Here is a 14,484-nt window from a genome sequence, read left to right as displayed (position 1 = left end):
CGGCAGGCGCTTGGCCTGGTCGCTGTCAACGGTCGCCCCGAGCGAATACTTTCGCATCGACGCATGAGTTCAGGATACCTGAGCGAACCATCTGGCGATCGTGCAGTATATGCATGTGTGACATGATTAAGCCAGCGGCGCTCGTTCAGTTTGCGTCGTCTTACGCGCTATTCGCAGCCGCCTGTTCCTCGCGCGCATATTGCGTAGGCGGCCGGCCAACGTGCCGGGTGAACGCGACGCTGAAGGTGCTGGCAGAACTGTAACCGACACGCTGCGCAATCTCGGCAACGCGGCCAACGTTGCGGCGCAGCAGGTCCTTCGCGAGTGCCATGCGCCAGGTGAGCAGATACTCCATCGGCGCGACGCCGACTGCGCGGTTGAAGCGCTCGAAAAAGGTCGAACGCGAAAGCGCGGCCTCCTTCGCGAACTCAGCCACCGTCCATGCGTGCGTCGGACGTTCGTGCATTCCCCGGATCGCGACCGCAAGGCGGCTGTCGGAGAGTCCGCGCACCAGACCCGGCGACGCATCCGTTCCGGCCATGGATCGCAGCGCCTCGATGAGCAGCACTTCCAGCAGCCGCGAGAGAACAACCTCGCGCGCCGGCCGCTGCTCGCGTGATTCCTCTCGTACAAGCTCCACGAGCGTGGCCAGCCGCCGTTCGCCGCGAACATGCACGAATTGCGGCAGCAGCGAAACCAGCAGCGACGCATCCGGCGAACCGAAGCTGCAGTGACCCGCCATCATTCGCGCGTCGACCGGACGATCCGGGGCGCCGATTCTGAATTCGCCGTTGCCCAGCGCGACGGGGGCAGCCGTCTCGACGCCCGGCGGCGGCGGCTCGAGACTGGACACCGCGACGCCATACGCCGCTGGAATCAGGATGAAGTCGCCCGACAGAAGTTCGATCGGCTCATGCCCGTCAATCGCGATGCGGCACCCACCTTCGAGGATCACGCAATAGAACGGCTGGCCGGCATCCGAGCGGCTGATGCGCCAGGGACTGGCGCCGTGGACGAGTTTGGAGAAGCGGGCACCCGGCTGCAGCAGCATCACGACTTCGGCCAAGGGATCGATCATCGCCGGACTCCTGCAAATGAAATTCGGATTTTTGATTGTAGCAAGTACGACCTCGGCGATCTATCGTATGGACACCCCTCACCCAGCAACCCTGTTGCATGAGATCGGAGTCAGTGCGCCGCACCCACTCCGATCGACATTGGAGTTTCCATGAAAACCGTACTGATCACAGGTTGCTCTTCCGGATTCGGCCTCGAGACCGCCCGCTTCTTCCTCGCCCGCGACTGGCGGGTCGTCGCCACGATGCGCACGCCGCGCGCCGACGTGCTGCCGCCTTCAGATCACCTGCGTGTGCTGGCGCTCGACGTCACGGACCCGGAGAGCATTCGCAAGGCTGTCGAGGCCGCAGGCCCAATCGACGTCCTCGTCAACAACGCGGGCTTCGGCGCAGCGGCTCCCGCCGAACTCGTCCCGCTCGCGACGGTGCGCGAGCTGTTCGAGACCAACACCATCGGGACGATCGTATTAACGCAAGCGGTATTGCCACAGTTTCGGCAGCGCAAGGCCGGCGTTGTCGTGAACGTCACGTCGAGTGTGACGCTCAAGGCGCTGCCGCTGCTTGCTGCGTACCGCGCGAGCAAGGCGGCAGTAAACGCATTCACCGAGTCGATGGCGCTGGAACTCGAGCAGTTCGGCGTACGGGCACACCTGGTTCTGCCGGGCCGTGCGCCGGACACCCGCTTTGGCGAGAACGCGCGCGCCCATATACACGGCTTCGACCATGAAGCCTATGCCGATCTTGCCAGCAAAGTCCTTGCGAGCTTCGGGGATGAGTCTGCCCCGATCACGCGAGCACAGGACGTCGCCGAAGCCGTGTGGCGCGCGGCGACCGACCCATCATCTCCGATGCGCATCCCGGCCGGCGCCGACGCCGAAGCGTGGGCAGCCGAGGCTCGCTGACCAGGCCGCACCACTGCCCTGAACTGAAACCGGCAATGGCATCCGCGAACCACAGCGCACCTCGGCGCACCACAGCGCATTACGACAAGGAGATTGCGATGCATGACTTTCACGCGCTGGGAAAATGAAATTATTCCGTGGTGGTGCGCTCTGGAATACAAGCTGCTTCGCAATCGTTTGCGAGAAGCCCGTAGTTCGCAAATAGCCCCGTATTGCCAGGCGGCGGTATTGCGCCGCTCACTGCCTACCTGCGCTGTAACGTTTGCGCGACTGGGGACAGCGGGGAGCGGCGATTCAATGAGCAGTTGGCAGCCAGACAGCAAGCTCCGATCAGCAACGCGACCAGGATCGCAATCACGAGTTGATAAGTCAGGATCGTGGTCAGCGCATGGGTATGGGCAAGCCATACCAACCAGCCTAGCGGACCGAGCGCTGCGCCAAATGCAGCTACACCGAACAAGCCGAGGATGACTCTCATGGCAACGTCCTCTTCAGGAGGTCAAACGGATACTGCACGGCAGATTATCTGCCAGAACCCGCCAGGCTGCCGGTTGATTGCACACACGATTGCACGCACAGAAGGCTCAGGCAAAAACACCTGTGGAGTGGATCGTCGCTCAACGCCCCAGTGCGCGCGCAAGAACAGCCATCCCCGACTCGATCGCAGCACTGTCGACAGACGCAAAACCCAGCACCAGTCCCGGCGGCGCGGGACGGTCGATCGCATACAGTGACAGCGGGCGCGTCTCGATACCCTCGCGAGCCGCGCGGCGTGCCATGTCGGTGTCATCCGTGCCGGGTGGAAAAAACGCCGGTGCATCGAGTCCCGCTGTGATCCGGGGAATATGCAGGAATCCGGAAAGATGCCGGTCAGCAGCCGCCGTCAGTGCTTCGGCACGCTCGCCGTACAGCATGCGCATGCGCCGAATATGCCGGCCAAAATGGCCTTCCGCGATGAACTCATGCAACACCGACTGCTGATCCAGTGGCACATGCCGCGCCGTCAACGACAATGCGGCCACGAACGAATCGACCAGGCGCTCAGGCAGGATCGCGTATGCGGTCCGCAGCGCGGGAAACAGCAATTTGCTGAACGTGCCGCAGTAGATCACGTGCCCATCGTGGTCGAGACTCTTCATCGCGGCCAGTGGATGGCCCTCGAAGCGGTATTCGCTGTCGTAGTCGTCCTCGACAATGACGGCGCCTCGATCGCGCGCCCACTCGAGCAGCGACAACCGCCGTTCGAGCGCGAGCGACGGTCCCAGCGGCGCCTGCCGCCCGGCCGTGACGTATGCAAGACGTGCTTCGGGAGCGTGCTGCCGCGCCCATTGCACATTGATACCGCTCGCATCGACAGGCACACCGATAACCCGCGCACCTGCTGCTTCGAGCACGAAGCGCGCGCCCTGATAGCCCGGATCTTCAATCCACGCGGCGTCGCCCGGATCGAGCAGCAAGCGCGCGGCCAGATCGATAGCCTGCTGGACGCTGCCCAGCATCACGACATTGCCGGCGGTGCAGGCGATACCGCGTGACATGCCCACGTACTCAGCAATCGCCTCGCGCAGCGGCCGGTATCCTTGCGCCTCGCCGTCACCCCGCAGATCTCGCCGGGTGCGGCGTGCGCGTCTTGCTGCCAGCCGTGCCCACAGTTCGAACGGGAACGCATCGAGGTCAGGTTGACTGGCGCGAAAAGCCCGCGCAGGACCTGGGCGGCCGCTTACGTCAAAAGCGCTTCGCGCAAGCAGACGGCCGCGGATCGAGAGTGCGACGGCGCGCGCTTGTGCGCCGCCGTCCCTGTCGCCATTGCGCTCGGCCGCGCCTGAGCGTCCATCGCGCTTTTTGCTCGACACCCGGTCGCCGCTATCGATACCCCGCCCGGACAGTTCGGGCAGTTCCGGCGCGACGAAACTGCCTCGTCCTACGGCGCCGCTCAGATAGCCTTCCGCATCGAGTTGCGAAAACACGCTCAGCACCGTTCCGCGTGACAAAGCGAATCGCGCTGCAAGATCGCGCGACGATGGCAGGCGCGCACCCGGCGACAGCCGGCCCGTCAGGATCGCCGAGCGTAATTCGTCGTATAGCCAGCGTTGCAGGGGCATACCGTCCGCTCGCGGCGCCAGTGCAAGTTCAATCTGTTCGGCTCGGCGCATCGTCGCTCATTCCAAATTGGCTCAATCCATTTCGCAATAATGGATCTTTTTCACGACCATTAAAAGCCCTATCGTCTTCTGTATCGACAGCGCGACCAACCGTGGCAGACGGTCGCCAACTCAAACAGGAGAAGAGAGATGACACACAGGGTTTTTGTAGCTGGAGCAAGCGGCGCGATCGGCACCGCGCTTGTGCCGCTCCTGATTGCCGCTGGTTACACGGTGTTCGGCAGCACGCGGCGCGCCGACCGGGCGAAAAAACTCGAAGACGCGGGGGTCACGCCGGTTGTTGTCGATGTATTCGACGCGCCCGCCTTACGCGACGCGCTGCTTCATATCGCGCCGCAAACCGTGATTCATCAATTGACCGATCTGCCTGCGGGACTCGACCCCGCTCGAATGGCTCAGGCGGTAACAGCCAACGCCAGGATACGTGACGAGGGAACGCAGCACCTGGTCGCCGCGGCCGTGTCGGCCGGCAGCAGCCGCATGATTGCGCAAAGCATTGCGTGGGCATATCGGCCAGGCGTGACGCCCTACGACGAAAGCTGCCCGCTCGACGTCGACGCACAAGGTACACGCGGTACGAGCGTGCGGGGCGTAGCCGCGCTCGAGCAACACGTGCTGGAAGCAGGGACGCTGACTGGCACGGTGCTGAGGTATGGGCAGATCTACGGGCCTGGCACAGGCGCCGATGCCCCCGCAGGTTCAAGCCCACTGCACGTTGAAGCCGCAGCGTATGCGGCATTGCTCGCCCTTCAACGGGAAAAAGCGGGCGTGTACAACATCGCGGAGGATGCCGCCGAGGTCAACAGCGCGAAGGCCAAGCGTGAATTAGGCTGGTCGCCCGACATGCGATCGGTGACGCGCTGATGACCCCGCGTAATCTGCCGGCCCTGTCAGGCAGGCCACCGATGCTTGCCGCGATCGTGGCGTCCGTGCTGATGGCCGGCCCGGCAGCGCCCCGTTCAGCATTCGACTGGATTGCGGATCTATGCGCTGGCGGCGTGGCCCTGTTGCTGTCCAGCGCTTCGCCGGCTGCCGGTGCCACAAATCGTCCTGCTTCGACAGTCAAGGTTCTATCGTGCGAAGCACTGCCTAACGCACCGGGAAAATCGGTGACAACAGCCATCGTCGACTTTCCGCCGCTCGGCTTTACGCCGGCGCATCGTCACCCGGGTTCGGTGACGGCGGTCGTGCTGGAAGGGACCATCCGCTCGCAGATGGAGGGCGGAGCAGCGGTCGACTACGTGAGTGGACAAACGTGGTTCGAGCCGCCGCGCGCGCTCCATCTGTTCGCCGAGAATCCCGATCCGACGCACCCGGCGCGGCTGCTTGCGACCTTCGTCGCCGACACGGGTTGCGGGCCGCTGGTGTTGCCACCGGATTAGGTCTCGCTGCTAAATGGTGACGCGGACGTCGTGATCTCGACGATCCAGTCGACAAACGCCTTGATCGCGGCGCTCGCATTCCGGCCGTGCGGATAGACAATCGAAACCGGCACCGGCGAGCATCTTGCATCGGAAAGCACCTCTTTCAGGCGCCCGGTTTGAAGATACGGAAAAGCGGCAAACTCCGACAACTGGATCAGCCCCAGCCCTTCCAGGCCGCACTGCAAATAGGCCTCGGTTTCGTTGATGGCGAATCGACCTGGCATGGTCATGGCGAGGTCTTCGCCATCGACGTTAAAGCGCCAGTCCATCGGACGGCCCGTCGCATTCGACAGGTAATTGACTATCCGATGCGCGCGCAAGGCACCGACGGAATCGGGCTCGCCGTGCTCTTTCAGATAGCGCGGCGCCGCACAGGTTATCCAGGTCAACTGACCGAGCCGCCGTGCAACCAGCGTCGAGTCCGTTAGTTCACCGGAGCGAATGACGCAATCTATACCGTCGTAAATCAGATCAGCGGGACGATCGCTAAGACCGATCACCAGCTCGATATCTGGAAAGCGTTGCTCGAATTCGCGCAGCCGTGGCAACACGATCGCGCGACCAATCACTCCGGGCATGTCCACTCGCACCCGGCCGCGCGGATTCGCCGAATCGATCGACAATCCGCTTTCAGCCTCGGCAATGTCCGACAGAATGGCCTGGCACGATGCAAAGTAGCGCGCGCCGGCATCGGTCAGGCTGAGCCTTCGCGTGCTTCGCCTGAGCAAAGGGGTACCGAGATGCGCCTCCAGGGTCTTGATCATTGTCGTAACCGACGAGCGCGGCAGCGACAAGGTTTCCGCCGCCTTGCTGAAGCTCTGAGCCTCGACAACGCGCACGAAGATCGTCATTGCTTGAAGTTTGTCCATGAGTGGCACACGTGGCGGATTTGCCGGCCATCTTACCGCTGCTGCCAGCCACGCCGGTCAAAACCTGTCCGTGCAACCTCCAGTTCACGCGGTCCGGTTCGGCGCGCTTGCGTTCTGTATTCCGGCATGGCGAACAATGCGGCACGTGCGGGCCCCTACACTTCAGATCGTTCGTCGTGCCTTCTTTCCGGCGTCTTGTCAGCAGGAAAGGAGTGCACGCTCCTTCACGATCTTCTTCCCAATATGGGGAACACACATGTCTCGCGATAACGCAATTCTCGTCTTAGGCGCAGGTGAACTCGGCATGGCCGTGCTGCGCAATCTCGCCCAACGCGCCGGCTCAGCCACCGGTATTTCTGTTGCCGTGCTGCTTCGTCCGTCGACCATCAACTCCACGAATCCCGACAAACAGAAGGATGTCGCGGAATTGCGGGCATTGGGCGTTGAACTGGTCCCTGGCGACCTGACGGCGCAATCCGTTGTGGCGCTCGCCGAGGTCTTCGCCCGATTCGATACCGTTGTCTCCTGCACGGGGTTTGTCGGCGGCCCCGGGGTACAACTCAAGATCGCGCAGGCAGTCCTCGATGCCCAGGTCGAACGGTACGTCCCATGGCAGTTCGGCGTGGATTACGACGTCATTGGCAGAGGAAGCGCACAGGACCTTTTCGATGAACAGCTGGACGTGCGCGACCTGCTCCGCGCACAGGATCGGACCCAATGGATCATCGTATCGACGGGGATGTTTACGAGCTTCCTGTTCGATCCGTCGTTCGGTGTCGTGGATCTTGCACAGAACACCGTGCATGCGCTGGGCAGCTGGGACACCGCCGTGACGGTGACGACTGCCGAGGACATCGGCGCGCTCACCTCCGCCATCGTGCTTTCCGAACCCGGATTCGCGAACCAGGTCGTGTACGTCGCGGGCGACACGGTGACTTACCGCCAACTGGCGGACACGGTCGACACGCTACTTCACCTGAAGGTTCGTCGCGTGGAATGGAGCGTACCGGAATTGAAGCGCCAGCTTGCCGCGGACCCGCACGATTCGTTGCGAAAGTACCGGGTCGTATTCGCGGAGGGGCGCGGCGTGTCATGGGACAAGAGACAGACTTTCAATGGACAGCGCGGAATCGCCGTCTGCGGGCTTGAAGATTGGATGCGGCAAAACCTGCCGGTCAGCGAAGGCGCTTCAGTCTAGCGGTGCGGATAGTCAGGTTGGCCGCCGTTATCCTGGCGGCCAGCAATGACAGTCAAGCCGTCGTGCGAATTCGAAAGCGTCGGCGGGCGAGCAATGCCACTATTGCCTCACGCACGGCACGCCGGATCGCGCGCTAACGCAGATCGCATTCTGATCACGCGTTGTGCCCACGAACGTCCGCGTCAGGTGATGCGCGGCGTTCCCTGGAAACGCCTGGATTCCATGTATAGCGACGTCCCGTCGCCTCGGTCAAGGAGAAACGAGATGCCTAAAGCGTTTTCGGTTCCTGTCACTCCGCAAGGAAAGTCCGCACTGGCGACGCTGCCACCGTGGCACTATTCCAGCGACTGTCTTGCCATCGAATACTGGACCGACCAGAAAGCGATCGCGGCGCTCCTCCCGCCAGGCTTCACGGCAGACGAGAAATCCGGCGGCCGGGCCTTCTTCTGGTTTCTGGATTGGCAGTTCACGGGTTCCAATGACGAATTGACGGACCCGGCCCGGTATCAGTACCGCGAGGCCTTCGTTCTGGTCGAGGCGATCTTCGAAGGTGTTTCGGTCAATTACTGCCCGTATATCTTTGTCGATAACGACGCCGCCATCGCCCGGGGATGGGCGCAGGGGTTTCCAAAGAAACTCGCGAGCGTCTACCAGACTCGCAGTTTCTCCGCGCCCAGTCTGGCTGCCGCGCCGCTTGCCAAAGGAAGCCGCTTTGGCGCCAGTGTGTCCGCCCACGGCGAGCGGCTGGCGACCGCCCGTATCCAGCTCGAGGAACCTGTCGCTGACCCGGCGACCGTCTTCAACCGGCCAACGACCATGCGCCGTTACTTTCCTCAACTCGCAGCGGGATTCCAGGAGAAACCGCCGGTCGATGAACTCACGATGTCGCTCACCGACAATCTCGCGATCGTGGATGTCTGGACCGGATCAGCAGAACTGAAGATTCCCGAGGTCGACGGCGAGGACATGCATCTGATTGCGCCCGTGCGCGTCGGGCGCGGTTACCGGCTCGGCATGGCGTACTCCGTGACCGATCTGCGCATCCTGAAGAACTACGCCGGATGATCGCCTTGAGTTAACAAGGGGGCAGGCTATGCGGGCCTCCGTCAACGCGAAGGCCCGCGAAACATCAGTCAAGGAGTCGCGCTCATGCCGCTCTACACCCTGATTACTCAGGAAGGCACACTCGGCAGTGACGCCAGGGCCAGGCTTGCAATGGAACTGACGACTCTGCATTCCGGGTACGCAGGTGTGCCGAAAAATTGGGTGCATGTCGTGTTCCAGGACTATGCACCGGGCAGCGGGTTCACCGCAGGCGAGCCCGCTGCAACTGCCTCGCTCACGCTTCTGATGCGGGCCGGTCGGTCACCTGAATATAAGCGTGAATTGATACAGCGTCTTTGGAAACTGTTTCAGACCGCGACGGGCGCGCCGGATGACCAGATCGTCGTCGGCATTCAGGAGGTGCCGGCCAGTCAGGCGATGGAGATGGGACAGGTCATGCCCGACGTCGCGGGCGAATAGCGCCAGCACGAAAGTCTTGCATCAGGTTGGGCACCTCAAGGGCACAAACGCTTGACGCGCTACTCGTCGTTGTCATTGCCCGCGACTGTCGCGCCCGCGATGTGATGCCGCGCGAGCGACGCCGCGACGAAGCCCGACGCCTTCATGTCTTCAACGAACCTCGACAGATACGCGGCCGCTTCATCGCCACGGGCCTTTGGCACGCCCATCGCCTGACGGATCACCATGAAGCGCTGATCCAGTATTCTCAGTCCGCCCGCTTGGGCCGCGTCTTTTTCGAGCTGTTGCTTGACGCCTGCAGCCACGTCCAGATGCTGATCCAGAAAGCCCTGCACAACCGCCGGTGAGGTTGGAATCCGCACGATTGTCGCGTGATGGAGTTCGCGCGTCAGAAACAGATCGTAAGCGCTGCCCTTGCCGACCGCGACCGTCACGCCAGATCGATCGACCTCCTCGTTGCGGGTGATCGGCGAAGTGTCACGCACGAGATAAAACCCTTCTATCAGAACATACGGCCTGGTGAACGCAATTTCCTGTCCACGCTTCGGATCGACGGCGAAGAAACCGATATCCGCTTTGTCCTGATTGACGTTTTCAACCGAATCTCCCGCCGACTTGACCGCGACCAGTTGCAGCGGCACACCGAGCCGTTTGGCGAATTCAGTGGCGAGATCGACGGACACGCCGACCGGTTTGCCTGTCGCCGGATCGAGGCTCGCCAGTACCGGATTGCCGAGATTGATCGATGCGCGCAGCGTGCCGCCCGGCGCGAACACCGTCGCCATCGACGGCGCCGGGTCTTTCGTTTGTCCGGCAGCGGGTGTCAAAACACACACGGACAAGACCGCACTTGACGTCATTGAGGCTGCCAATGTTCTGAACACGCCGCTGCGGCGTTTTGCGATTGAAGGCCTGGTCATGTTGGGTTGCCCTTGATTAACGCGTCAGAGCGATAGTAGCCTGGCATTGGTCGAAAGACATGCGCAGACACCCTATTCCCATGTCGTGATTCGCTAGGGCATGTCGCATCTTTTCGAGGGAGTGTTCTACAGATTTGCGCGGCCATCCGCGCCTCGGATCTTCTCTGCGCGACTACCATTCGGGTCTCCATGCCGCACGCGGCGTGTTTCCATCACGAAGGTTTCCGCATGAGTCTATTAATTCGCTTGCTGATTTTGTTATTCACCAGTCGTCGCCGGAGCCGGCTGCAGGTGCTCGATACCTGTGTCACGCCTTTTCGCGTCTGGCTAAACGACCTCGATGTATTGCTCCATATGAACAACGGCCGTTACTTCACGATCCTCGATCTGGCTCGCGTGGATCTGATGCTGCGTAGCGGCTTATGGCGGCAATTGAAGGCGCGGGGTTGGTATCCGGTCGTCACGCTGGAAACGATGCGTTTTCACCGGTCGCTCGAACTTGGCAACGCCTATAACGTCCACACGCGGGTTATCGGTTGGGATGAGAAGCACATCTTCATCGAACAAGGGTTCGTGCGCGACGACGTGCAAGTCGCATTGTCCGTTGTGCGGGCGCGATTCCTGAAGCGCAGTGGCGGCGTCGTGACGACTGCGGAATTGCTGCAACTGTCTGAGATTACGCAGCCGTCGCCCGAATTGCCTGAATGGGTTGCGAGATGGAGCGAGGCTGAAGGCGGCATGGCGTTTAACTAGTCCATGCCTTCCATCCCCGTTCTTAACGCGGATCGGCAAGTCCGATCCGGCTAAGATGAAACGTACGGCGCAATTGGAAACCAAGGCGCTCATACAACCGGATCGCGGAAACGTTGTCGCTGAGCACGTGCAGAAACGGCGTTTCCCCCCGTTGCTCAATTTCTCTACGCAAGACGTTCACAAGCCGCCCGGCAAGACCTTCTCCGCGATGGTCTTCATCCACGCAAACCGCGCTGATCTCAACGTAGCCGTCGACGTGCATCCGTTCACCGGCCATCGCAATCAGACGCCCCTGGTCGCGAATCCCAATGTAATTGCCCATCTCGCCAGTCCGCTTGCCGAAAGGTCCAGGCTTGGTCTTCAGGACCAGCTCGAGCATATCGTCCGCATCCGCCTTACCGAGCCGGATTGGCGCCTGGTCGTCCGTACTTCCTGCTTCGGGGCGCGGAGCGATCATTTGATGGATCACGCCGATATACGTCGTTTGTAAGCCGTCGACTGGACCCACCGGTTCCGCGGACAGCAAGGCGACCTGCTCGTGAGGCCGCAAAAGCTGATGGAGCGCCTGGTATGCAGCGGGCGTTTCGGCGGCGAGCGCGGCAAAAGGCGCCACGTCGGGATGGTATCGACGGGCGAGCGCGTCCCCTTGCCCGAGGTGCGCCTGCTTCGTTGTGAGGGCCGCCCAGATCGGACGATCTAGGTCAGTTTGTATCGAACCGCTCATGCTCTCTCCTTTTGTCATACAGCGCATAGCTTCGCCGCATTGCTATGCAGTCTAGGCCTTCGACTCGAACCAGACTATAGTCGCAAATGACATTAATAGAGGTATTTACGACATGAGACTGGTCATCTTCGCGCTTGACGGTGTATTCGACACTGGGCTTACGGTGTTGCTGGATACGTTCGCGATGGCCAACGAACTGGCCGCTGCTCAGGGGTTTGCCGCGCCGCCCTTCGACGTAAGGCTGGTTGGCGTGCGCAGCCGCATTCGTACCGCGCATGGATTGTCGACGCTGGTCGAGCCGGCCAGTACCGTGCGCCACCCGGATTGGGTGGTGGTGCCGGCGCCGGGTGTCAGGCAGCCAGAGCGCCTGACCGAGGCGCTGGAGCGCCGGGACGTGTGCGACGCGATGGCGTACCTTCGCACCTGGCATGCCGAGGGCGTCGGTGTCGCGGCCGCGTGCATCGGTACGTTCCTGCTGGCCGAAGCCGGCCTTCTGGATAATCGTGAGGCGACGACCACCTGGTCACTCGCGCCCTTCTTTCGCCAACGTTATCCGGCTGTCCGTCTGGATGATTCGCGCATGGTGGTCGCCTCGCAACGTGTCGTCACAGCCGGCTCGGCAATGGGCCATCTCGATCTTGCGCTATGGCTTTTGCGTCAGGCAAGTCCCGAACTTGCGACGCTCGTGGCCCGCTTCATGCTGATTGACAAGCGCTCATCCCAGGCTGATTACATCATCCCCGATCACCTCGCGCACGCCGATCCCCTGGTCGCGCGATTCGAGCGCTGGGCTCGCGAGAATCTCTCCCTGGGGTTTTCGCTTCAGGCAGCGGCGGCTGCGTTGTGCGTTGGACCACGCACCTTGCAGCGGCGTACTGAGGCGGTGCTTGGCAAGTCACCACTGGCGTTCTTCCAGGACCTGCGAATCGAACGGGCGCAGAACCTCGTCGCGATTGGCTACGACCTTGAGACAATTGCAAGCGAGGTTGGCTACGCCGACACGGCGACATTGCGAACTCTGCTGCGTCGCAAGCTCGGTCGCGGGGTGCGGGAGTTGCGTGCCGAAATGCGCTAGTGGGCTGACGACGGTTTTGCGTTTCCGGAGGGCCTGGCAGCCGCTAGCCGATGAAGGACGGACGTGCCTGAGCGTCGGTCATTGCGCCTCCTCGAACAGGTGCTTTGGTGAACTTGGTGCGCTTGGTGCGCTTGGTGCGCTTGGTGCGCCTTGTGCGCAGATCAGGGCAAGCAGCCCGTGCGCGTCATAGCGTTGGTGTCGATTCATGGTGCTCTCTACCGCCGGATGAGGACACAGCCCCCAATCAAAAGCGTAGCCCCAACGAGTCGAGGCAGATCGATCGGGTGTTCGGGGAGGCCAAACCATCCGAAATGGTCGACCATCACCGATGCGAGCATCTGCCCGGTAACAAGCAGGACGATAAAGCTCGCAGCCCCGAGCTTGGGGATCAGGAAAATCGCAAGGGCGATGAAGGTTGCGCCGAACAGTCCGCCGCTGAACGCCCACCAGGGAACGCGCCCCGTTACGGCAACGGCGGGAATCGGATCGCGCAGAACCAGCGCGAGCAGCGCCATGCAGGCGACTCCCACAAAGTAGCTCACAAAGCCCGACCATGCGGCCGAGTCCAGCGCCATGCGCAGGTTTGCGTTCAGCACCTGCTGGATGGCGACGCTGACCCCGCTCAGGATGGCGAGAATCGAAAAGAAGAGCACGTTAGGCATCGACGATTACCTTGCTCGGGTCCCATGTGGATCCGTCACTACGATTTGACGGCACGCCGGTCCATGCTGTCAAATGCTGCAAATCACCGTATCCATGCAAATGAGGCATGATGAACCCGGCTCATATCGACCTGTTTCGTGCCGTGATGCGTCACGGCGGCATGACGCGAGCGGCGGATGCACTTGGCATCGGCCAGCCTCATGTCAGTCGCGCGATTGCGCAGCTCGAAGCGGACCTTGGCTTTGCACTGTTCGTACGAGGGCATGGAAGCGCATTGCCGACCAGGGAGGGAGAAGCCTTCTCGCGCGAAGTCGAGCGGACCTACGCCGGGCTCGATCAGCTTCGGCAGGCGGGCCGCCAGATACGGGAGATAGGAACCGGCTTGTTGCGTGTGGCGTGTCAGCCATCGCTAGCCTCCCGGTTCGTGCCACGCGTCATCCGGCAGTTAGGTTTGGCAAGTCCGGGGGTGCGTGTCTCGCTTCACGTGCCGGGCCCCGACACCATCTGGTCATGGGTAATGAGCGGCCAGTGCGACATTGGCCTCGTGCGGCCGCGCGCCGGTTATGCCGGCGTCGAGTGCGAATCTTTCCTCACCATCGACGCGGTCTGTGCGCTGCCGAGGCGGCACGCGCTGGCGCGCAAACGAACCATCTCCGTGGCCGATCTTGCGGGTATCCCTTTGATTGCGGGTGCCCCGGGTGTTTTCCAGCGCGCGATTGAGGAGTCATTTGCACAGGCGGGTATTGAGCCACGCTTTGCGCTGATGGCGCAGTACACCGCAGCGCGCTGCGGCCTCGTGGCTGAAGGACTGGGACTCGCCATTGTCGATCCGTTGCCGGCTCGCGAACTGACCGGTTTGCCCATCGTGCTGCGGCCTTTTCAGCCTCGCTTGCCGATTGAGACGATGCTGACCCGGCCGGGCGGGAGGCCACCTGATAGCCTCACGGCGCGCTTCATCGATCTGCTGAAGGCAGAACGCGATGCCGTGGCATCAACCTCGATCGACTATCGCTGAAGCACGCGGTGCTACCCATGCATCGAATCTGGAGCGGGGGCGACGGCCAGCGCTGTCGCCGCGAATAACTGCTCCCCCGGAATTGATCTTCGCGGTTGGCGCCGCACACTACAACGGGCCCAGGTGTAGCCGGCCCGTTGTAGCGTCAGATGCAAACGGCGTTGCCCGAGCATGTCGGA

16 protein-coding genes are annotated in these 14,484 nt (G+C 62.1%); 9 read left to right on the top strand and 7 right to left on the bottom strand.

Annotated elements, in window-relative coordinates:
* Positions 1 to 160: 160 nt before the first annotated feature.
* Positions 161 to 1,078, bottom strand: a complete 918-nt coding sequence (locus BCY88_RS26840) for an AraC family transcriptional regulator (RefSeq protein WP_183081460.1) — start codon at positions 1,076 to 1,078, stop codon at positions 161 to 163.
* Between the two features lie 150 nt (positions 1,079 to 1,228).
* Here BCY88_RS26840 and BCY88_RS26835 point away from each other — a divergent pair, with 150 nt between their 5' ends.
* A complete protein-coding gene (locus BCY88_RS26835; protein WP_120347190.1) occupies positions 1,229 to 1,978 on the top strand; it encodes an SDR family oxidoreductase in 750 nt (249 codons plus the stop codon).
* A 244-nt stretch (positions 1,979 to 2,222) separates the two neighbouring features.
* Here BCY88_RS26835 and BCY88_RS39615 read toward each other — a convergent pair whose 3' ends face one another.
* The gene (locus BCY88_RS39615) at positions 2,223 to 2,456 is read right to left on the bottom strand and encodes a hypothetical protein (protein ID WP_147408560.1); all 234 of its coding nucleotides are present in this window, start codon (positions 2,454 to 2,456) and stop codon (positions 2,223 to 2,225) included.
* Between the two features lie 139 nt (positions 2,457 to 2,595).
* Positions 2,596 to 4,131, bottom strand: coding sequence for a MocR-like pyridoxine biosynthesis transcription factor PdxR (gene pdxR / locus BCY88_RS26830; RefSeq protein ID WP_120347189.1), 1,536 nt, complete (start codon positions 4,129 to 4,131; stop codon positions 2,596 to 2,598).
* A gap of 138 nt (positions 4,132 to 4,269) precedes the next feature.
* Between pdxR and BCY88_RS26825 the strand changes: the two genes are divergently transcribed.
* Both BCY88_RS26825 and BCY88_RS26820 read left to right on the top strand, forming a co-directional pair.
* The gene (locus BCY88_RS26825) at positions 4,270 to 5,004 is read left to right on the top strand and encodes an NAD-dependent epimerase/dehydratase family protein (protein ID WP_120347188.1); all 735 of its coding nucleotides are present in this window, start codon (positions 4,270 to 4,272) and stop codon (positions 5,002 to 5,004) included.
* The gene (locus BCY88_RS26820; RefSeq protein WP_183081459.1) at positions 5,004 to 5,522 is read left to right on the top strand and encodes a cupin domain-containing protein; all 519 of its coding nucleotides are present in this window, start codon (positions 5,004 to 5,006) and stop codon (positions 5,520 to 5,522) included. The genes BCY88_RS26825 and BCY88_RS26820 overlap by 1 nt, the downstream gene beginning before the upstream one ends.
* Here BCY88_RS26820 and BCY88_RS26815 read toward each other — a convergent pair.
* Complete coding sequence (locus BCY88_RS26815; protein ID WP_120347186.1) at positions 5,519 to 6,433, bottom strand: LysR family transcriptional regulator; 915 nt, start codon at positions 6,431 to 6,433, stop codon at positions 5,519 to 5,521. The two genes, BCY88_RS26820 and BCY88_RS26815, sit on opposite strands and share 4 nt — an antisense overlap.
* Positions 6,434 to 6,689: 256 nt before the next feature.
* On the opposite strand from BCY88_RS26815, the gene BCY88_RS26810 reads away from it, so the two are divergent.
* The 3 genes from BCY88_RS26810 to BCY88_RS26800 all read left to right on the top strand — a co-directional run bounded on the left by BCY88_RS26810 (position 6,690) and on the right by BCY88_RS26800 (position 9,155).
* Positions 6,690 to 7,631, top strand: a complete 942-nt coding sequence (locus BCY88_RS26810) for an aromatic alcohol reductase (RefSeq protein ID WP_120347185.1) — start codon at positions 6,690 to 6,692, stop codon at positions 7,629 to 7,631.
* 264 nt (positions 7,632 to 7,895) lie between these two features.
* Positions 7,896 to 8,696: an acetoacetate decarboxylase family protein gene (locus tag BCY88_RS26805; protein WP_120347184.1), complete on the top strand. Its 801-nt coding sequence runs from the start codon at positions 7,896 to 7,898 to the stop codon at positions 8,694 to 8,696.
* Positions 8,697 to 8,780: 84 nt separating this feature from the next.
* Positions 8,781 to 9,155, top strand: a complete 375-nt coding sequence (locus BCY88_RS26800; RefSeq protein WP_120347183.1) for a tautomerase family protein — start codon at positions 8,781 to 8,783, stop codon at positions 9,153 to 9,155.
* Between the two features lie 59 nt (positions 9,156 to 9,214).
* On the opposite strand, the gene BCY88_RS26795 is transcribed toward BCY88_RS26800, so the two are convergent.
* Entirely contained in the window at positions 9,215 to 9,940 is a 726-nt protein-coding gene (locus tag BCY88_RS26795; protein ID WP_259461536.1) for an ABC transporter substrate-binding protein, read from the bottom strand.
* A 363-nt stretch (positions 9,941 to 10,303) separates the two neighbouring features.
* On the opposite strand from BCY88_RS26795, the gene BCY88_RS26790 reads away from it, so the two are divergent.
* Positions 10,304 to 10,828 (top strand): thioesterase family protein, encoded by a 525-nt coding sequence (locus tag BCY88_RS26790; RefSeq protein ID WP_120347445.1) that lies wholly within the window; start codon positions 10,304 to 10,306, stop codon positions 10,826 to 10,828.
* 22 nt (positions 10,829 to 10,850) lie between these two features.
* Here the strand turns inward: BCY88_RS26790 and BCY88_RS26785 are convergent, their stop codons facing one another.
* A complete protein-coding gene (locus BCY88_RS26785; protein ID WP_120347181.1) occupies positions 10,851 to 11,552 on the bottom strand; it encodes a GNAT family N-acetyltransferase in 702 nt (233 codons plus the stop codon).
* Between the two features lie 112 nt (positions 11,553 to 11,664).
* Between BCY88_RS26785 and BCY88_RS26780 the strand changes: the two genes are divergently transcribed.
* The gene (locus tag BCY88_RS26780; protein WP_120347180.1) at positions 11,665 to 12,627 is read left to right on the top strand and encodes a GlxA family transcriptional regulator; all 963 of its coding nucleotides are present in this window, start codon (positions 11,665 to 11,667) and stop codon (positions 12,625 to 12,627) included.
* Positions 12,628 to 12,842: 215 nt separating this feature from the next.
* Here BCY88_RS26780 and BCY88_RS26775 read toward each other — a convergent pair whose 3' ends face one another.
* A complete protein-coding gene (locus BCY88_RS26775) occupies positions 12,843 to 13,289 on the bottom strand; it encodes a DMT family transporter (protein ID WP_120347179.1) in 447 nt (148 codons plus the stop codon).
* Between the two features lie 107 nt (positions 13,290 to 13,396).
* Here BCY88_RS26775 and BCY88_RS26770 point away from each other — a divergent pair, with 107 nt between their 5' ends.
* A complete protein-coding gene (locus BCY88_RS26770; RefSeq protein WP_120347178.1) occupies positions 13,397 to 14,305 on the top strand; it encodes a LysR family transcriptional regulator in 909 nt (302 codons plus the stop codon).
* Positions 14,306 to 14,484: the final 179 nt, after the last annotated feature.

This window comes from Paraburkholderia fungorum (assembly GCF_003610895.1).
GTDB lineage: Bacteria > Pseudomonadota > Gammaproteobacteria > Burkholderiales > Burkholderiaceae > Paraburkholderia > Paraburkholderia fungorum_B.
The sequence above is the reverse complement of the archived record's forward strand: the minus strand, read 5'-3'. Positions and strand labels throughout refer to the sequence as shown.

Coding starts and splice junctions, on each gene's coding strand:
- BCY88_RS26840 (WP_183081460.1), bottom strand. CDS start 1,078: ATGATCGATCCCTTGGCCGAAGTCGTGATGCTGCTGCAGCCGGGTGCC.
- BCY88_RS26835 (WP_120347190.1), top strand. CDS start 1,229: ATGAAAACCGTACTGATCACAGGTTGCTCTTCCGGATTCGGCCTCGAG.
- BCY88_RS39615 (WP_147408560.1), bottom strand. CDS start 2,456: ATGAGAGTCATCCTCGGCTTGTTCGGTGTAGCTGCATTTGGCGCAGCG.
- pdxR (WP_120347189.1), bottom strand. CDS start 4,131: ATGCGCCGAGCCGAACAGATTGAACTTGCACTGGCGCCGCGAGCGGAC.
- BCY88_RS26825 (WP_120347188.1), top strand. CDS start 4,270: ATGACACACAGGGTTTTTGTAGCTGGAGCAAGCGGCGCGATCGGCACC.
- BCY88_RS26820 (WP_183081459.1), top strand. CDS start 5,004: ATGACCCCGCGTAATCTGCCGGCCCTGTCAGGCAGGCCACCGATGCTT.
- BCY88_RS26815 (WP_120347186.1), bottom strand. CDS start 6,433: ATGGACAAACTTCAAGCAATGACGATCTTCGTGCGCGTTGTCGAGGCT.
- BCY88_RS26810 (WP_120347185.1), top strand. CDS start 6,690: ATGTCTCGCGATAACGCAATTCTCGTCTTAGGCGCAGGTGAACTCGGC.
- BCY88_RS26805 (WP_120347184.1), top strand. CDS start 7,896: ATGCCTAAAGCGTTTTCGGTTCCTGTCACTCCGCAAGGAAAGTCCGCA.
- BCY88_RS26800 (WP_120347183.1), top strand. CDS start 8,781: ATGCCGCTCTACACCCTGATTACTCAGGAAGGCACACTCGGCAGTGAC.
- BCY88_RS26795 (WP_259461536.1), bottom strand. CDS start 9,940: ATGGCGACGGTGTTCGCGCCGGGCGGCACGCTGCGCGCATCGATCAAT.
- BCY88_RS26790 (WP_120347445.1), top strand. CDS start 10,304: ATGAGTCTATTAATTCGCTTGCTGATTTTGTTATTCACCAGTCGTCGC.
- BCY88_RS26785 (WP_120347181.1), bottom strand. CDS start 11,552: ATGAGCGGTTCGATACAAACTGACCTAGATCGTCCGATCTGGGCGGCC.
- BCY88_RS26780 (WP_120347180.1), top strand. CDS start 11,665: ATGAGACTGGTCATCTTCGCGCTTGACGGTGTATTCGACACTGGGCTT.
- BCY88_RS26775 (WP_120347179.1), bottom strand. CDS start 13,289: ATGCCTAACGTGCTCTTCTTTTCGATTCTCGCCATCCTGAGCGGGGTC.
- BCY88_RS26770 (WP_120347178.1), top strand. CDS start 13,397: ATGATGAACCCGGCTCATATCGACCTGTTTCGTGCCGTGATGCGTCAC.